Origin of the sequence: Barnesiella viscericola DSM 18177 (assembly GCF_000512915.1) — a bacterium.
Taxonomy (GTDB): domain Bacteria; phylum Bacteroidota; class Bacteroidia; order Bacteroidales; family Barnesiellaceae; genus Barnesiella; species Barnesiella viscericola.
In genome coordinates this window covers 1553431-1570040 of record NZ_CP007034.1, presented here as the reverse complement: position 1 = coordinate 1570040, position 16610 = coordinate 1553431, and the positions used below count along the sequence as shown (strand labels likewise).

General features: G+C 53.0%; 15 protein-coding genes. 13 read left to right on the top strand and 2 right to left on the bottom strand.

The genetic code is table 11. The annotated features are described in order from the left end of the window. Window positions 1-5: 5 nt before the first annotated feature. Window positions 6-1910 (bottom strand): hypothetical protein, encoded by a 1905-nt coding sequence (locus BARVI_RS06235; RefSeq protein WP_025278419.1) that lies wholly within the window; start codon window positions 1908-1910, stop codon window positions 6-8. A 267-nt stretch (window positions 1911-2177) separates the two neighbouring features. Between BARVI_RS06235 and BARVI_RS06230 the strand changes: the two genes are divergently transcribed. Then, the gene (locus BARVI_RS06230) at window positions 2178-2789 is read left to right on the top strand and encodes a Crp/Fnr family transcriptional regulator (protein WP_025278418.1); all 612 of its coding nucleotides are present in this window, start codon (window positions 2178-2180) and stop codon (window positions 2787-2789) included. A gap of 546 nt (window positions 2790-3335) precedes the next feature. Here BARVI_RS06230 and BARVI_RS06220 read toward each other — a convergent pair. Then, on the bottom strand, window positions 3336-5924 hold the full coding sequence (locus BARVI_RS06220) for a beta-mannosidase (protein WP_025278416.1): 2589 nt from the start codon (window positions 5922-5924) through the stop codon (window positions 3336-3338). A 130-nt stretch (window positions 5925-6054) separates the two neighbouring features. On the opposite strand from BARVI_RS06220, the gene BARVI_RS06215 reads away from it, so the two are divergent. From BARVI_RS06215 to BARVI_RS06165, 12 genes are all read left to right on the top strand, one after another. Continuing rightward, window positions 6055-6669 (top strand): TetR/AcrR family transcriptional regulator, encoded by a 615-nt coding sequence (locus BARVI_RS06215; protein WP_025278415.1) that lies wholly within the window; start codon window positions 6055-6057, stop codon window positions 6667-6669. Window positions 6670-6775: 106 nt separating this feature from the next. Beyond that, entirely contained in the window at window positions 6776-7255 is a 480-nt protein-coding gene (locus BARVI_RS06210) for a Rossmann-fold NAD(P)-binding domain-containing protein (protein ID WP_025278414.1), read from the top strand. Window positions 7256-7284: 29 nt separating this feature from the next. Continuing rightward, window positions 7285-7962, top strand: coding sequence for a hypothetical protein (locus BARVI_RS06205; RefSeq protein WP_157232554.1), 678 nt, complete (start codon window positions 7285-7287; stop codon window positions 7960-7962). Between the two features lie 71 nt (window positions 7963-8033). Then, window positions 8034-8669 (top strand): hypothetical protein, encoded by a 636-nt coding sequence (locus BARVI_RS06200; RefSeq protein ID WP_157232553.1) that lies wholly within the window; start codon window positions 8034-8036, stop codon window positions 8667-8669. Window positions 8670-8674: 5 nt separating this feature from the next. Then, complete coding sequence (locus BARVI_RS06195) at window positions 8675-9829, top strand: hypothetical protein (protein WP_025278411.1); 1155 nt, start codon at window positions 8675-8677, stop codon at window positions 9827-9829. Window positions 9830-9949: 120 nt separating this feature from the next. Beyond that, window positions 9950-11104, top strand: a complete 1155-nt coding sequence (locus BARVI_RS06190; protein WP_025278410.1) for a sensor histidine kinase — start codon at window positions 9950-9952, stop codon at window positions 11102-11104. A 173-nt stretch (window positions 11105-11277) separates the two neighbouring features. Beyond that, window positions 11278-11871, top strand: coding sequence for a YceD family protein (locus tag BARVI_RS06185; RefSeq protein WP_025278409.1), 594 nt, complete (start codon window positions 11278-11280; stop codon window positions 11869-11871). A gap of 11 nt (window positions 11872-11882) precedes the next feature. Beyond that, window positions 11883-12068 (top strand): 50S ribosomal protein L32, encoded by a 186-nt coding sequence (gene rpmF, locus BARVI_RS13160; RefSeq protein WP_008861440.1) that lies wholly within the window; start codon window positions 11883-11885, stop codon window positions 12066-12068. A 70-nt stretch (window positions 12069-12138) separates the two neighbouring features. Continuing rightward, window positions 12139-13128, top strand: coding sequence for a beta-ketoacyl-ACP synthase III (locus BARVI_RS06180; protein WP_038534292.1), 990 nt, complete (start codon window positions 12139-12141; stop codon window positions 13126-13128). A 167-nt stretch (window positions 13129-13295) separates the two neighbouring features. After that, entirely contained in the window at window positions 13296-14183 is an 888-nt protein-coding gene (gene era / locus BARVI_RS06175) for a GTPase Era (protein WP_025278407.1), read from the top strand. Between the two features lie 40 nt (window positions 14184-14223). Continuing rightward, entirely contained in the window at window positions 14224-15537 is a 1314-nt protein-coding gene (gene der / locus BARVI_RS06170; RefSeq protein ID WP_025278406.1) for a ribosome biogenesis GTPase Der, read from the top strand. Between the two features lie 157 nt (window positions 15538-15694). Continuing rightward, the gene (locus tag BARVI_RS06165) at window positions 15695-16597 is read left to right on the top strand and encodes a S66 peptidase family protein (protein ID WP_084547007.1); all 903 of its coding nucleotides are present in this window, start codon (window positions 15695-15697) and stop codon (window positions 16595-16597) included. Window positions 16598-16610: the final 13 nt, after the last annotated feature.

Below are 16610 nucleotides of genomic sequence, written 5' to 3'. Positions count from 1 at the left end.
GATGATTATTGTGGATATAAATTGGGATTTGTGCTGCTGTTGAGATAACTGGGAGAGTCGATGGGCATCTCGTGGAGGTGATTGACGTAAAAGTGGTTCATCAGCTCCTGAGCCCAGGGGCCATAGGTGAAGGCACTGCTGTGGCTGTATCCCATCACGTGACCCAGCTCGTGAAACATGATTTCGCAGGCATAGGTGTTGTTGTAGTGGGTCAGCCAGCCCTTCTGCCATACGCCGTAGGAGGAACCTCCCCCCAGTCCGATGACGCCGTTACCGGGATAGACCAGACCCACGTTCAGCGTGCGTTCCTGTCTCATCTGCCTCAGTACGACGTCGGGCGATACCTTGTCGTTGACCCCTCCGTTCCCATACAGCCGGTCTTCGTTGGCTCGTAATATCTCTTCATGCTCGGGCATGTCAATCATGTAGGTAAAATTCAGGAAGAAGGCCACCGCTTCGCGGCAATGTACGGGGCGGATACCCATCCAGTTTCCCACAGGTCCTCCGTCGGGCTTCGTGGGATCCCCGTCGAACAGATGGAATCGTATGTTCCAGCCATGTATGATGCCTTTGAGTTTCTCCAAATAGGGGTCGTCGGATTCTATCTTGAACTCGATACCCGAAAAGTCGTCGGCCTGCATCAGGGGCATTTTGACAATCTTGCCCGACTCGGAGCGGAAATACCAAGCTTTTTTCAACAAGGGAACCTCTTCGTAGAAATCGGCAAAAGGGGGAATGTGGTCGAAATAGGCCAGGTCGACATACTCATTCCCGGCCGAAGGGATACGCGCCCTCACCAGAACGTTGTTCAGCGCCCGAGGCGAGTAAAACCGGGCATGAAGTTGCCCCTCGGGCGTAATGGAGAGTTGCAGCGGACGAGTCGTATTGAAGTTGCGCAGTGTCTTATCCGTGTAGATGGCATGCGGTTCGTCGTCTTGCAGAATGAGGCCGTGTTGCCCCTCGGCATACGCCCGGTCGGTGATGAACATGGTACCTATTTCATCGTCGGGGTGCACGACCTGAATCTCGACCTGGCCGATATGGTTGCCGGTAACGGAATCCAGCTCGAAGGTGTATGAACGTCGTGTCGCACTGCCCCGATAATCCCGGGTAAGCAGGGTGGCATCGCCTGTTACCGACCCGCCCTGGATTGTGGGCATGAATAAGTATTCCGTCTGCTCCGACAGGTCCAGCACCTTCATCTCACCATTGCTCGCTCCCGAGTACAAGCCCTCGCCCGACAGTTGCGTATAAAATCGGCTGTTGCTGTTTAACGTGACCGTGTTGGAGGTGACGGCGGTTCTGATGTAGGGGTTGTTGTAGGAGAAGGCGAAATCCATTCGGCCCACAATGCGGCGTTGGACAATTCGCTCGGGAATCTCGGCAATCACCTCATGCCCCGATGCCGTGGATACTTCTCTCACGGTAAAGGGCGTTACCGAGTAGAAATATTCACCGTCCAGAGGCTTGGCCAACTCTTCGGGAAACGAGAGCCACACCTCTGAGATATGATTGATCGGGTGTATGGTCGCCTGGTCGGCAGCCGGGTCGCCCTTCATGCCCAGAATCAGAATGCGGTAAGCGCCTGCGTGCAATCCCTCCAAACGCATGGTTGACGAGTTTTTGTCATACAATCCTTTGACTCCGTTCACCCGGTTACCGGCTTCATCGACGACCACGAACTCCACCCGGTCATAATTCGACAAGGTTTGGCGCAATGATGCCGCGCCCGGTTGGGACTTCCCGGTTAAACTTTCGGCCGACCGGGGCTCTGCATACTCTTCATGTGCCAGCAGAAACGAAAAATCGCCTGCATCATGTCCGGGGGCTATCGAATCCCAATGCTCCTCTTCGGCACAGGCAGAGAGTATCAATATACTTGTCAGAAGGAGATAAATCGTATTCCTCATTGTATGGATACTTTTTAGTATATGTTTGTTGATAGTATATTCTTGCCGGAAAAAAGAATCTGAACAGAACAAAATAGGTAAATTTGAGCGTTAAAATCGTCGGGACGATATTGCCTGTTCCTGCAAGTGTACAAGGATAATTGCTCCCCAAGAACTGTTGAAATCCTTTTGACCGGTGCAAAAGTATCGGATTGTATGCTCACAATCGGTAACAAATGTTACGCTGGGGCAAAAAGGGTAAAATAAGGAATGATATAATTGGTTGCGATGAATAATGAGATTTATGAAATGCCCCTGTTTAGGGGCGGAAATAAGGATACGATCGAGAGAATCATGCACGATTTTCCCAGCCGGTATGTTCATTATAAAAAGGGCGATACCATTGCCATGCAGGGGAATGCCTGCCGGTCGTTGTATATCCTGTGCGAAGGGAGTGTCTACGCCAAAATGATCAGTGAGGAGGGAAAGGAATTTACCCTCGACACCTTGTCGGCCCCCGATGTGCTGGCCTCGGCTTTTGTATTTAGTTCCGAAGGCATATTCCCCGTTACCATCTTGGCGAACAGTGACTGCGACCTTTGGATTGTCAGCAAAGAGAGTCTGTTGAGAATCATCGAGTCCGAACCTTTGGTCCTGCGCAATTATCTGACGGTCATATCGGATCACAGTATGTTCCTGAGCAAGCGGCTGAACGAATTTGCCTTGCAGACACTCTCGTCGCGAATCATGAGCTATATCGAACAAAACGGGAGCATACAGAATTTGCAGGAGGCCGCCTTTATTCTTGGAGTCGCTCGCCCGTCCCTTTCACGGGCTGTTCTGCAACTGGTCGGTCAAGGTGTGTTGAAAAAGGAGAACAGAGGATATGTACTTGTTTAAGACAATCTCTGAATCAATATCATTTAAGGATAAGGTGATTCTAGATCATATTCATTATATGGATAGCGCAATTAAAATTGTCTATTCGCACTAAATCGGCAGATTTGCTTTTGGACTTGGTTATGAAACGGTAGTCGGGATATGCCATTATTGCATCTCTGATTTTTTGTTTGTTTCTCCCAATTGTACAAGCACAAATTACAATGTCACAATCGAATGACTTCAAGTGCATAAGGTGATTCTTAACAGCATATTGGCCTATTGCATAATCGCCTTGTGTTACAATGCCTATTGTTTTCCCGAATCCTTGGAGAACATCTAAACAATCGTCGTTCATCAAATCTAGAAAAGCATGAGGTAGCTGTGTATATCCAGCTTTTAATAGAAATGCGTAGACTAAATTTAATGTTTGGGTCTTTCCACTATTGGATTGCCCTTCTAATGCAATTATTCTCATGATTTTATGTGCTTTTGTGTATGTAAGGAAATTAGTAATTGGGTTGATATGAATTATGTAGTATAAAAGATCTCCTATAAGTTCTCTCATCACTTCCCCTCATACGTGTCGGTGAGGGTGCGGATTCTGATGCGGGTCACCGCCTCGGGGGTGATGTCGGCTCCGTCGATGGTTACCACTTTGCGCTCGCCCGGCAGCAGGTCGAAGAAGTTGTCGGAGAGGTCGGCCCCTTGGGTGGGTATCTCGATGAACACATCTTTGGCCAGGCAGTCGGTGGTGAGGGTGAGCGTGACGCCCAGAGGTGTCGTCTCGACGGTTTGGGTCAGATGAGGCCGGGGCAGGTTCAGCTCCTTGGGTACGGTGAGGAACTTGTGGCCGTCGAAGAGGGTTTCGCCTTGATGCTCTATCCGTAAAGTGAGGAGTACCTCGTTTTTCTTCCAGCCACCCAGCAGGTTGGCGAGGCTGAGGGTTGCAATGTGTCGGGTGGCGTTGGGCTCTATGTCGCACGCGAAGCTGACGGTGTTCAGCTCTTTCCCGTAGAAATCTTGCAGACCGATGGTGATACGGGCCTGGTCAATCCGGTCAATCCGGTCGGAGAGGGTGTAGACCGATAGGCTGTCGCTCTGGACGGTGGTCGAGAGCATCAGGGGGGCGAAGGCGTCGCGGGCGTGGTAGTAGAGGGCTTTCTTGTTCTTGTAGTAGTCGATGGCCGACCACGAGATGGCGGGCCAGCTGTCGTTGAGTTGCCAGTAGAGCGACCCCATGCACACGGGGCGTTGCCGCCGGTTGGTCTCTATGCCGTGGGCGATGCCGTGTCCTTGCAGTAACAGTCCCAGGTAGACGAAGTCGTCGAAGGTGCGGGGCATGCGGTAGTAGTTCTGCATGTACTCTTGTATCAGTTCGTTGCCGATGCTGCTCTTCTGGCGGTGGGTCATCACCTCGGAGTCGATATGCAGGTCGTCGGGCCCGGCAAAAGTGAGCAGGGTCTTCATCTCGGGGAAGGACTCGAACCCGAATTCGCTGACGAACCGCAGGGAGAGGGTGTCCATGGTGTCGAACATCTCCCGGCCATACCAGATGCCCCAGTAGTGGATATCGCCCTGGGTCTGTGTGGCGGGGCGTCCCCAGTTGGCCGAGTCGGGCGAGGTGTGTATGTAGCTGCGTTGCGGGTCGTAGCGGCGCACGCACTCGGCGAGGGTGTCGCGGAAGAGGGTGTGGTAGTCGCGCCGCATCTGTTCAAAGGTCTCGGCCGGGTAGCGGTGGTTCCACCCCCAGTATTTGAGACCTTCGTAGATTTCGTTGTTGCCGCACCACAGGGCCAGCGAGGGGTGGTTGCGCAGCCGCCTGATGTTGTAGCGGGCTTCGCGGGCCACGTTGCCGAGGAAGGCTGTATCGCCGGGGTAGGCCGAGCAGGCAAACATGAAATCCTGCCAGACGAGTATGCCGTAGCGGTCGGCCAACCGATAGAAGAGTTCCTCTTCATACACACCGCCGCCCCATACCCGCACCATGTTCATGTGCGACTCCTTCATGTCGCGGAACAGCCGTTCGTAGTCGGCGGGGGTAACCCGGGGGAGTATGATGTCTTGCGGTATGTAGTTGGTGCCTTTGGCAAAGAGCGGACGGCCGTTTACCCGGAAGTAGAAGTTGCGCCCCAGCTCGTCCGGCTCGTTGATGAACTCGATGGTGCGTATCCCCGTCTGGTAGCGGCGGCTCGACAACTGTTTGCCCCCTTTCGCGAGGGTTATCTCCACGTCGTAGAGGTGAGCCTCGCCCCAGCCGTTGGGTTGCCAGAGTTTCGGGTGAGCCACCTCGGCTGGCAGGGTGATGCGGTTTTCGCCCGGTTGCAGGGTGTACTCCCGGCACCAGTGGGTCACTTCGCTTCCAGCATGGGAGAGGGTGAAGCGCACCTCGACCGATTCGACAGGACGGCTGTTCTCGTTGACGACGAGCAGGTCGGTCGAGAGTTCGGCCCGGTCGTTGTCGACGTGCAGGGTGCGGGTGAAGGCATCGTCAATGCGTAGCCCGTTGTAGAGGAGCAGTCGGGCCGGTCGCCAAATGCCGCAACCCACCAGGCGGATACCCCAGTCCCACCCGTAGTGGTAGGGGGCTTTGCGGGCATAGACACTCAGGTGGGGCGTACTGTGGTCGTTGTCGGCGGGGTAGTCGATACCTGTCTGCCGGTATATCGGTTCGACCGCTTTGAGCGGCGATGTAAAGTGGACGGTCAGGGTATTCTCTCCTACGACGAGCAAGGGTTTCACCTCCTTCTCCCAGGCCACGAACATGTTGTCGGTCTGCATGACCGGCTTCCCGTTCAGAAAGATGCGGGCAAAGGTGTCGAGCCCCTCGAAGATGAGGCGGGCATGGGAGTATCGCTCACGGGTGGTACGGTCGACGGTAAAGGTGGTCGTGTAGCACCAGTCCTTCTCCTCGACCCATTTCACCTTCTCCTCGTTCTTTCCGTAGAAAGGGTCGTCGAGCAGCCCGTTGCGCAACAGGTCGGCATGCACCGTACCCGGCACCGTAGCGGGGTATGACTGAGTTTCTCCCTCGGGGGCGAAGCACCACCCCCGGTCGAGCATGATCTCGCGGGTATCGTCGACGGGGTGTTGCGAATAGGACGGTTTCATGAAGAACAGGAAGATTATCAGTAGAATGACTATACGGTAGTTCATGGTATATGCGTTGCTCGGTCTTGTTCAAAGGTACGCAAAAAGTTCGGAGGAAGCGACCGCCTTGAAATTTTTTCATTTGATTTTTCAAAAATAAGCCCGTATCTTTGATAATATTATAGGAAAAGAGAAAATGAAAACAAACAGAGAGGAGATCTTGCAGAGTGCCTTGCAACTGTTCATGTCGATGAATTACGAGCGGGTGAGCCTGCAAATGATTACCCGCATGGTGGGACTGACCAAGACGGGAATCTTCAATTATTATCCTACCAAACTCGATTTGTTTGTGGCTGTGGCCGACAAATATCTGTTCAACGCCCAGGACCCGAAGCACAAGTATGAGGAGTCGGACGGTACGCTGTCCGATTTTATTGATAAGTACGTGGACGGAGTAGAGCGTACGATGGCCGAGATTGTGCGCTTGGGCAATGTGCGGCAGGAGGCCATGCCCGGTCAGTCGGCCAATGCGGGTTATTTCCATCTCTTCCAGCAGGTACTCTTCTATTATCCTGACGGCAAGGCCAAGTTGCATGCCTGGATTGAATCGGAGTACGACCATTGGCGTAGCGTTATCCGTCGGGCTATCGAAAGCGGCGAAATCAATCGGGAGACCGATGTGGAGGAGGCGGTGGCCCAATTTCGCCTCACGTTTGTGGGCATGTCGTTCGAAATGTCGTTTTACGAGGGGCTCGATGTGAATCGATTGGCCGCACACTTCCGGTATATTTATAATCAGTTGAAGCGCTAATCGCAGGAGGGAATCATAAAAAAATAAAAATATGACCAATCGGTCATATTTTTATTTTTTTTGTTCTATCTTTGCTCCTGTTAAAAATGACCAAGCGGTAATATTTATGGAACAGGAGCAATTTGCAAGTGTCCACAAGACCTTCAATTACACCCCCGGGAGCATCTTTACCAACCAATGGTCCAACCTGGCATTCGGTATCGGTATGATTGTTGTCCCAGCCATTTGCCCTTTTGGGTTGCGCATTCGTCGGTTACACATCTTGTCGCCGGCGGTACTCTCGACTATTCTCATTATCGGCGGTATTGTGTTGTTGGTGTTTACCTGGCTGGCCATGCGCAAGGCCCGGGCTCTCATCAGGGCCGGGGCCACGATTACGGTCGACGGTAATCGGGTGACCTACCCGACCGTCAAGTCGGGGCGGGTCGAGTATGATACCTTCTCCATCAGCGACATCGAGTACATCAAGTACGACGCAAAGGAGAACCAGTGTAAGGTGAGCTTGCCAGACCGATATCTGGTTTTCGAAACGCCCTATTTCGACTCGCAGGACGCATATGAGGAGTTTCGTGCTCTGCTCGGTTAAGGCTTTAATCCATTAAACTTATCTATATCATGATTGCAAAAACTATGAAAATCGTAACGGCTCTGGCGATTGCCGTGGCTGTATTGGCTTCCTGCTCGTCGGGCAATGATTTGGGAATGGCTTCGCAAGAGGCGGTAGCCAAGGTAAAGGAACTCGTAAAAAGCCAGGTACCCGCCGATGCGAAAGTCTATCGGGTAGAGTGGCGGGAGGACCGTGGCGACCGTAAGCTCGAGAATGTGTTGAGCGAGGTTTCCGTGTTCTATATTACCCCCGACAACAACGACTATCTACTGGTGTTGAATCGGGACGGTGACTTCAAAGCCGACGGACCCTCGGAGAGCCGCGGCCAGACCTATGCTTATGAACCAACGACCGCGCTTGACCTGAATGCCATCGATGCCGCGACGCTGCAAAAGTGGGGCGAGGAGGGTGACAAGCTGTTGCAAGCCGAGGAAGAGGGTGACCAGTATGAATTGAAGTCGGTCGAGAATTTCACTTTCTACACCCTTCCGGTCGAGCAGAGTAGGGTAGAGCGCTGGAATACCGATAGCTCCTACAAGGCCGACAGCCAAAAGCAGTATGCCTATTTCTCGCTGAACTACACGAAAAAAGGAGAGAAGTCCGAAATGAACGGCCGGCTTCTCACGACCAATTACTACACCGTGCCGTTCCGGGTGAACGAGGCAGGGCAAGTTGAATTTGAATAGGGCCGTGACAAGTCTTATGGGGTTGCGCGGAGAGAGTTTTTGCCATAGTTCGATCCTCAACATGGAAAGTCATGAAAAAGAGTCTTTGGTTTGTATTTCCCATGCTGATTCTGTGTGTAGGGTGCAAAACACCGGCGGTGCTCCAGCCGATAACTGCGGTGGAGATGATGGACTACGATGTGAGCCCCGAGGTATTGAAATTGCATAAGAAACTCAAACCGCTCGAGCGTCCGCAGGTGCGGTATACTGTCGAGCGGGCGGTCAAGACGGCCGACTCGTGCTGGGTGCTGGTGCGCATAGCCATTCCCTACAAGTCGATATGGAAAAAGGAATTCTACTCGGCCGATATGATTTTTCATGTACCCGAGGGGGTGATGGAGCTGGGCAACCTTTCGCTCGATTCGAGGACCCACAAGAAAAAGACCGATTCCGACTCCGGCGAATTTACTTCGGTCGACGTAGAGACCCGGGCGGGCCATATCGAGTATCTTTATTACTCTGTCAAGTTTGCCTATGACGAGCGTATGAAAGAGAATGCCGAAATATTGTTGATACCCCGTCTTTCCAATGAGCGTTATATCTTTGGTTACGAAGCTACGGTGTTGCCGCTCTATTGGATTGACGATGAGGCCGGAGGAATGTTCTGGAGCGAGTGCGCCGGTTTGCCCCAGGAAGTTCTGCTGGAATCGTCCCCGATAAAAAGATGAGACGCATGAAACGGTGTATGGTCGTTGTGTGTTTGGTTGCCTTGGCTGTATTTGCACGGGCCGAAGAGTCCGACTCGTCCATCATCGCCAACTTCGTGAGCGGTTTTTCCGAGCTTTATCAGAAAGCCTATTCGTCCCGGATACTGCCTACCGATTCGGTCGAGGCTTCGGTAATGTGTGAACTCTCGGTCAGGGCCGACAGCCTGCGGGTAGGCAGTGCCGTCGTGCTTGTGTTGGAGTGCGACCGCCGGCCCGATGTCGAGCCTCCGATTCTCGTGGCCAACGGCCAGTCGATACGCCCCCGCAGCAACAGTAGCTCGACCGTTTACAGCAATGGAGAGAAGAGCTCGTGTTATCGCTATTTCTATCCGCTGCGACTTGAGACCGACGGACACTACGAGTTTTGGTGCAAAGACCTTTCGTTCGGCGGCATTGCTTACGACCAGGGAATGGTGATTCTCGATATTCCCCCATCGGGCTATACTGTAAACTCCTGCTTCGAGCCTCCCTCCTCTCCGACAAGCAGAGTGTGGATTGTGTTGGGAGTCGTGGCCTTTTGTGTCGTAGCAGAGTGGCTGTTGTTCAGGTTGAGTTTCCATAAGGAGGGAGATGAACCGCTGGCCGACTTTGTGCTGCGCACACGGCATTTGCCGCTTACGACCAGTTGGGGCATGACTCACTATGCCCTGCCCTCTTTGATGGCGTTTGTCGCGTTCTGTATGCTGCTGTTCAATCTTTTTTCCCTGATTTATGGCTGGGGTGTATTGTTGCCCATATGGGCTTTGTGCATACCGTTGCTGCTAGCGTTGCTGCTGTTTCGTGTGCAGCGCAACCGGCTTGACTTCGAAGAGGTACCAACCGGCCTTTCGGTCGAGGAGATAGGAACCCTCTTTATCGAGTTGGCCGAAGAGCATGAGTGGACCATCGACCATCTGGGGCATGATTGTATCGTTGCTCATACCAACCCCTCGATGTGGAGCCCGACCTGGGGCGAACAGATATTTGTCGTCTATGACAGCGGTCGGGTGTGGCTCAACAGCGTGAATAACCTTGACCGTCGTAGTTCGATTGTCTCCTTCGGTTATACCCGCCGCAATGTCCGTTGGGTAGTCGAAGCTATCCTAGGCCGGGAACAGCAGATAGGCAGGAAGTCGGTCTGATAACAGGAAACGGGAGCGAAGATTCTTATGACATTCTCCTCCTCTTTTTCTTCTTCCCGGTCGTGCGGATAGATAATATTTGAGCCGGACAGTCGTTCTTATATATATACGATTGTAACTATGCAAAATATTTATGATGTCCGCCAAAAGGGCAAATTGATATTCCTGTTGATTTCGGTTCTGTTGGTCGGTGGTGTGCTCTATGTCTCGAACGACCTGGTGAAAGACCTCTCGGTCGAGGAGCGCAAGAAGATGGAGATATGGGCCGAGGCTACCCGTGAGTTGGCCAGCGACAAGACCGAGATGAGCATGGAGCTCATCTTGAAGGTAATCCAGAGCAACACCTCGATACCGGCGATTCTGGTCGACGGGAACGGCGAGATAAACCAGTATGTCAACCTGAATCTGCCCGAGAAAGACCCCGAAAAATACCTGCAACGGAAACTGGCCCACTTGAAGGGGGGCTCGAATGTCATCGAAATCAACCTGGGCGACAACGAAAAACAGTATCTCTACTACGACGACTCCATTCTGTTGAAGCGACTCTCGTTCTATCCCTATGTGCAGTTGGGCGTGATGGTGCTGTTTGTGCTCATTGTTTACTTTGCACTCATCAGCACGAAGAAGGCCGAACAGAACAAGGTGTGGGTGGGACTGTCGAAGGAGACGGCCCACCAGCTGGGTACGCCCATCTCGTCGCTCATGGCCTGGATGGACCTGCTGGAAGCCTCGGGTGTCGATCCCGCATTGCTGTCGGATATGAATAAAGATGTGAAACGGCTGTCGGTCATTGCCGAGCGCTTTTCCAAGATAGGTTCCAAACCCGAGATGGAGCTGGTCTATATCAACGAGGTGCTCGAGAATGCCACCGAGTATATGCGCCGTCGGGTATCCAGCAAGGTGCAGATTGTGACCCATCTCCCGGCCGATGCCGAGGGGGCCATGGTGTGTTTGTCGCTGTTCGAGTGGGTCATCGAGAACCTGTGCAAGAATGCGGTCGACGCCATGAATGGCGAGGGGCGTATCGATGTCTACCTTACCTCGGAGAAGCAGCAGCTCTATATCGACATCAAGGATACGGGCAAGGGAATTGCCCGCAAGAATTTCAAGACCGTGTTCAACCCGGGCTACACCACCAAGAAGCGGGGGTGGGGACTGGGACTTACGCTGGCCAAGCGCATCGTCGAGGAGTATCATGACGGCCGCATCTTTGTCAAGGAGTCGGAGGTAGGCAAAGGCACCACCTTCCGCATCGAACTGAAACGGGTGGTGTAAATCCGGGGGAGGCAACCGGGCGGTCGATCGACCCCTCCCGACACGTCGCAAGCCGATGACAAAAGGGCGGAGCCAATAGACGAAAAATTTAAATATGAAATAAAAACTCCCGAAAAGATTGTCGTATAACGATTATTTTTTATACCTTTGCGCAGTTTTAACGACAAATGGCTTTGGGACGATTTAGCGCTTATAAATTACCGCTCAAAAGTATGCCGATAGGTACTCAGGATTTTGAGTATGTATTGGATAATGAGTTCTTTAAGAATATCGAAGGTGAAGATGTTCAAAAAGGAAAGGTAAATGTGAAGCTCACCGTAAAGCGGAGTGCGGCCGCCTTTGAATTGGATTTCGATTTGGAAGGCGTCATTCAAATTCCGTGCGATCGCTGTCTCGACGACATGGATCACGAGGTGAAAACCCACGAAACGCTCTATGTAAAATTCGGTAGCGAATACAGCGAAGAGAGCGACAATGTGGTAATTATCCCCGAGAGCGAAGGCGATTTGAACATTGCCTGGTTCTTGTATGAGTTTGTGGCGCTGACAATCCCCTTGAAGCACGTTCACCCGGCAGGGAAGTGCAACAAGGCAATGAGCGCCAAGTTGCGTAAACACACGGCCCGCTCGCTCAACGACAGCGACGACGAGGGCATCGGCTCGTACGACGATGAGGATATCGCCGATGAGGTACCCGGCGCCGGCGAGGAGATAACCGATCCCCGGTGGGACGAGTTGAAGAAAATAATAGAAGATGATAATAATTAAATAAAAGAAAAATGGCACATCCTAAAAGAAAACAATCTAAAACGAGAACAGCCAAAAGAAGAACTCACGACAAAGCAGTAGCTCCTACTTTGGCAGTTTGCCCCAACTGTGGTGCTTGGCATGTATATCACACCGTATGTGGCGAGTGTGGTTATTACAGAGGAAAATTGGCAATCGAAAAAGAGGCAGCTGTCTAAATTTTTTCGATCAGTATGTAAAGCCCTAAGTCTCTTAGGGCATTTTTTCACACACTAAGCCAATTTGATTATGAATGCGAAAATTACGGGAATAGCCTCGTATGTTCCCGATTATGTGCTCACCAACGATGAGTTGTCGCACATGGTCGATACCAACGACGAGTGGATTACGACGCGCGTAGGTATTAAGGAACGGAGAATTTTGAAGGGAGAAGGAACCGGCTCGTCCGACCTGGGCGAAAAAGCTGTCGCCGAACTCTTGAAAAAGACCGGTGTCAAACCCGAAGAGGTAGATCTGTTGATCTGCGCCACTTCCAATCCCGACTATCGCTTCCCCTCTACGGCCTCGATCGTATTGGAGAAACTGGGAATAAAGACCGCCTACGGGTATGACATTCAAGCTGCCTGCGCCGGATTTATCGTGGCCTTGCAGTCGGGTGCCGCCTACATCAAGAGCGGTTTGTACAAACACGTAATCGTGCTGGCTGCCGAGAAGATGTCGTCGATGGTCAACTACAAGGACCGTTCGACCTGTCCGCTCTTTGGCGACGCTGCGGCTTGCGTGATGCTCGAACCTACCGACGAACCGGTGGGTATCGTAGACGCCGTGCTTCATACCGACGGCATGGGGTTGCCCCATTTGCTGATGAAGGCCGGTGGCGCGGTTCACCCCGCTTCGCACGAGACGGTCGACAACGACGAGCACTATGTTTATCAGGAAGGCCGCGCCGTGTATAAACACGCTGTGACCGACATGCTCACCTCGTCGGAGAACGTGATGGCCCGCAACGGACTGACGGTTGACACGATCGATTACTTTATCCCTCACCAGGCCAACCTGCGTATCATCGAGGCCATCGCCGATCGTATGAAACTGCCCGCCGAGAAACTGCTGGTCAATATCCAGAAATACGGCAACACGAGCGCAGCTTCCATTCCCTTGTGCATGGCCGAGTTTGAAAACAAGTTCAAAACCGGTGACAAGCTGGTTCTCACGGCCTTCGGAGCCGGATTTACCTGGGGCGCTCTCTACCTCGTGTGGGGATACGACGCGAAATAAACCTTGCGAGAATAAGACAAAGACGCATCTCTTGTACATCGAGAGATGCGTCTTTTCTTGTCTTTGAACAAAAGCGGTCGGCGGTTGTTTCGTCAGGTAGAATATTTTCACTACCTTTGCGAAGGATAGCAGACACTTATCGTCTTGTGGACTAATAAAATAGAATTATGCATAAAGCCGGTTTCGTAAATATCGTGGGAAATCCCAATGTGGGAAAATCTACGTTGATGAACTCGTTGGTGGGCGAGCGCATCTCGATTATCACGTCGAAGGCACAGACCACCCGCCATCGCATCATGGGTATCGTCAACACCGACGACATGCAGATTGTCTATTCCGATACGCCGGGCGTACTCGTCCCCAACTACAAGTTGCAGGAGTCGATGTTGAACTTCTCGCAGTCGGCTCTGGTCGACGCCGACATCTTGCTCTATGTGACCGATGTGATAGAGACCCCCACCAAGAACCAGTCGTTTCTCGACAAGGTGGCCGAGGAGAAGGTGCCCGTGCTGGTGGTTATCAATAAGATAGACCTGTTGCAGGGCGGGCAGGAGTCGCTCGAAAAGCTGGTCGAGGAGTGGAAACGTCTGTTGCCGAAGGCCGAGGTTATCCCCGTGTCGGCCCAGTACAAGTTCAACCTCGACTATCTGTTGAAGCGCATTCAGGAGCTGTTGCCCCCGTCGCCGCCCTTCTTCGACAAAGATGCGCTCACCGACAAGCCCGCACGCTTTTTCGTCACCGAGATCATTCGCGAGAAAATCCTGCTCACCTACGACAAGGAGATACCCTATGCCTGCGAGGTGGCCGTCGAGCAGTTCAAAGAGGAGGAGGGACGCATACACATCATGGCGGTCATCTATGTCGAGCGCGATTCGCAAAAGGGCATCGTCATCGGCAAGGGCGGAGCCGCTCTGAAAAAGGTGGGCATGCTGGCCCGCAAGGACATCGAAGCCTTCTTCGACAAGAAGGTCTACCTCGAACTTTACGTCAAGGTCGAGAAAGACTGGCGTAGCCGAGAGAATAAACTGAGAGGATTTGGATACATACCCGAGTAAAACCCGAAGGCTGTGACAGCCGTAAAAAGAAAGAGTAATTATGGGAAATATAGTAGCAATAGTAGGACGCCCCAATGTAGGAAAGTCGACCCTGTTCAACCGCCTGACACAGACCCGCAAGGCCATCGTCAACGAAGAGGCGGGCACGACACGCGACCGCCAGTATGGCAAGGTCGAGTGGTGCGGACAGGAGTTCTCCATCATCGACACCGGCGGTTGGGTGGTCAATTCGGAAGATATTTTTGAAGAAGAGATTAACAAGCAGGTGGCCCTGGCCATCGAAGAGGCCGACGTCATCTTGTTCATGGTCGACGTCAAGACCGGAGCCGTAGACCTCGACGACCACGTGGCCGCCATCTTGCGCCGTTCGTCCAAGCCGGTGATTCTGGTGGCCAACAAGGCCGACTCCAACGAGTGGCAGTACAACGCCGCCGAGTTCTATTCGTTCGGGTTGGGCGACCCCTTCTGCGTCTCGGCCGCCAGCGGTTCGGGCACGGGCGATTTGCTCGACGAGATTCTGAAACGCTTCACCAAGAAGTCGGAACCCGAAATCGAGGCCGATATTCCCCGCTTTGCCGTCGTGGGGCGGCCCAATGCCGGCAAGTCGTCGATTATCAACGCCTTTATCGGTGAGGACCGCTACATCGTGACCGACATAGCCGGGACCACGCGCGACTCGATTTATACCCGCTACGACAAGTTTGGATTCGACTTCTACCTGGTCGATACGGCCGGAATCCGCAAGAAGGGCAAGGTGACCGAGGACCTCGAATACTATTCGGTCATTCGGTCGATTCGCGCCATCGAAGCCTCCGACGTCTGCATCTTGATGATCGATGCCACCCGCGGTATCGAGGGGCAGGACCTCAACATCTTCTCCCTCATACAGAAAAACAAGAAGGGACTGGTGGTGTGCGTCAACAAGTGGGATTTGGTCGAGGACAAGTCGAACAAGGCCATTCAGACCTTCGAGAACGCCATACGGGCACGCCTCGCTCCGTTTGTCGATTTCCCCATCGTCTACGCATCGGCTCTGACCAAGCAACGCATCTTCAAGGTGCTCGAGAGCGCCGTGCAGGTCTACAAGAACCGGCAGCGCAAGATACCTACCTCGAAGCTCAACGAGGTGATGCTCAGTGCCATCGAGAACTATCCGCCCCCCGCACACAAAGGCAAGTATGTGAAGATCAAGTATGTGACCATGTTGCGTGAGACTTATGTGCCCACCTTCGTCTTCTTCTGCAACCTGCCTCAGTGGGTGAAGGAGCCCTACAAGCGCTACCTCGAAAACAAGATTCGCGAGACGTGGAATTTCAGCGGCACGCCCATCAACATCTTTATGCGCGAGAAATAAAAGAGAAAAATAGACCCTCTGTCATCACGGCCCCGGAGTTTTTACAAGATTCCGGGGCCGATTGTTTTCAAAGCTGGCGAAAGATGGCTATATTTGTGAAACCCTCGCCCGTGAAGGGCAGGCAGCCAATAACCTTTTAATCCATACGACTGTGAAGATGATTCAACCTCCCTTTCTGATTCCCGGCGACGGACTCTCGATTGTGTCGCCGGCCAGTATAATCAACCCCGATTATGTGAAAGGCGCCGTCGAACGGCTCGAAAGTTGGCCGGTAGGTGTATCGGTTTCGCTCCATTGCCTGGGGCGGTCGGGCGTCTATTCGGGTACCGTCGAGGAGCGTCTCGACGATTTGCGCACGGCGCTCTATGATCCCGAGGTGAAGGCCATTCTGTGCAGCCGTGGCGGTTACGGCACGGTGCATCTGCTCGATTCGCTGGCCCCCGATGTGGCTCATAACCCCAAGTGGATTATCGGGTTCAGCGACATTTCGGCACTGCATGCCCTGTGTGTGAGCCGGGGCATCATGTCGTTGCATGCCCCCATGTGCAAGCACCTTACCGCCGAGTCGGACGACGACCGCTGCACGCAGTATCTGCGGCAGATTCTCTTTGGTGAAATACCCCATTACCACGAGAACCCTCACCCGCTGAACCGTTGCGGCGAGGCTCGGGGAATGCTGGTGGGCGGCAACATGGCTGTGCTGTGCGGGTTGATAGGGACCCCTTACGACATCTTCCGCCCCGGCACGGTGCTCTTTATAGAGGATATTGCCGAGCCTCCCTACAAGATCGAGCGTATGCTCTACCAGTTGAAGCTGTCGGGGCGGCTTGCCTCGCTGGCCGGGCTGATTGTAGGACGCTTCACCGAGTACACCGAGAACGAGGGGTTGGGGGGTACGCTCTATGAACTCATCGCCCGCATGGTCGAGGAGTATGACTACCCCGTCTGCTTCGATTTTCCCGTAGGTCATGTGCCCGACAATTTGCCTCTCATTGAGGGGGCCGAGGTGACATTCTCGGTTGGGAATAGCTCGGTCGACCTCTCTTTTTGTATAAAATAGGCGGGATATTTGC

Excerpts from the sequence above, each read along its gene's own strand:
- BARVI_RS06235 (WP_025278419.1), bottom strand. The coding sequence starts at position 1,910 with ATGAGGAATACGATTTATCTCCTTCTGACAAGTATATTGATACTCTCT.
- BARVI_RS06230 (WP_025278418.1), top strand. The coding sequence starts at position 2,178 with ATGAATAATGAGATTTATGAAATGCCCCTGTTTAGGGGCGGAAATAAG.
- BARVI_RS06220 (WP_025278416.1), bottom strand. The coding sequence starts at position 5,924 with ATGAACTACCGTATAGTCATTCTACTGATAATCTTCCTGTTCTTCATG.
- BARVI_RS06215 (WP_025278415.1), top strand. The coding sequence starts at position 6,055 with ATGAAAACAAACAGAGAGGAGATCTTGCAGAGTGCCTTGCAACTGTTC.
- BARVI_RS06210 (WP_025278414.1), top strand. The coding sequence starts at position 6,776 with ATGGAACAGGAGCAATTTGCAAGTGTCCACAAGACCTTCAATTACACC.
- BARVI_RS06205 (WP_157232554.1), top strand. The coding sequence starts at position 7,285 with ATGATTGCAAAAACTATGAAAATCGTAACGGCTCTGGCGATTGCCGTG.
- BARVI_RS06200 (WP_157232553.1), top strand. The coding sequence starts at position 8,034 with ATGAAAAAGAGTCTTTGGTTTGTATTTCCCATGCTGATTCTGTGTGTA.
- BARVI_RS06195 (WP_025278411.1), top strand. The coding sequence starts at position 8,675 with ATGAAACGGTGTATGGTCGTTGTGTGTTTGGTTGCCTTGGCTGTATTT.
- BARVI_RS06190 (WP_025278410.1), top strand. The coding sequence starts at position 9,950 with ATGCAAAATATTTATGATGTCCGCCAAAAGGGCAAATTGATATTCCTG.
- rpmF (WP_008861440.1), top strand. The coding sequence starts at position 11,883 with ATGGCACATCCTAAAAGAAAACAATCTAAAACGAGAACAGCCAAAAGA.
- BARVI_RS06180 (WP_038534292.1), top strand. The coding sequence starts at position 12,139 with ATGAATGCGAAAATTACGGGAATAGCCTCGTATGTTCCCGATTATGTG.
- era (WP_025278407.1), top strand. The coding sequence starts at position 13,296 with ATGCATAAAGCCGGTTTCGTAAATATCGTGGGAAATCCCAATGTGGGA.
- der (WP_025278406.1), top strand. The coding sequence starts at position 14,224 with ATGGGAAATATAGTAGCAATAGTAGGACGCCCCAATGTAGGAAAGTCG.
- BARVI_RS06165 (WP_084547007.1), top strand. The coding sequence starts at position 15,695 with ATGATTCAACCTCCCTTTCTGATTCCCGGCGACGGACTCTCGATTGTG.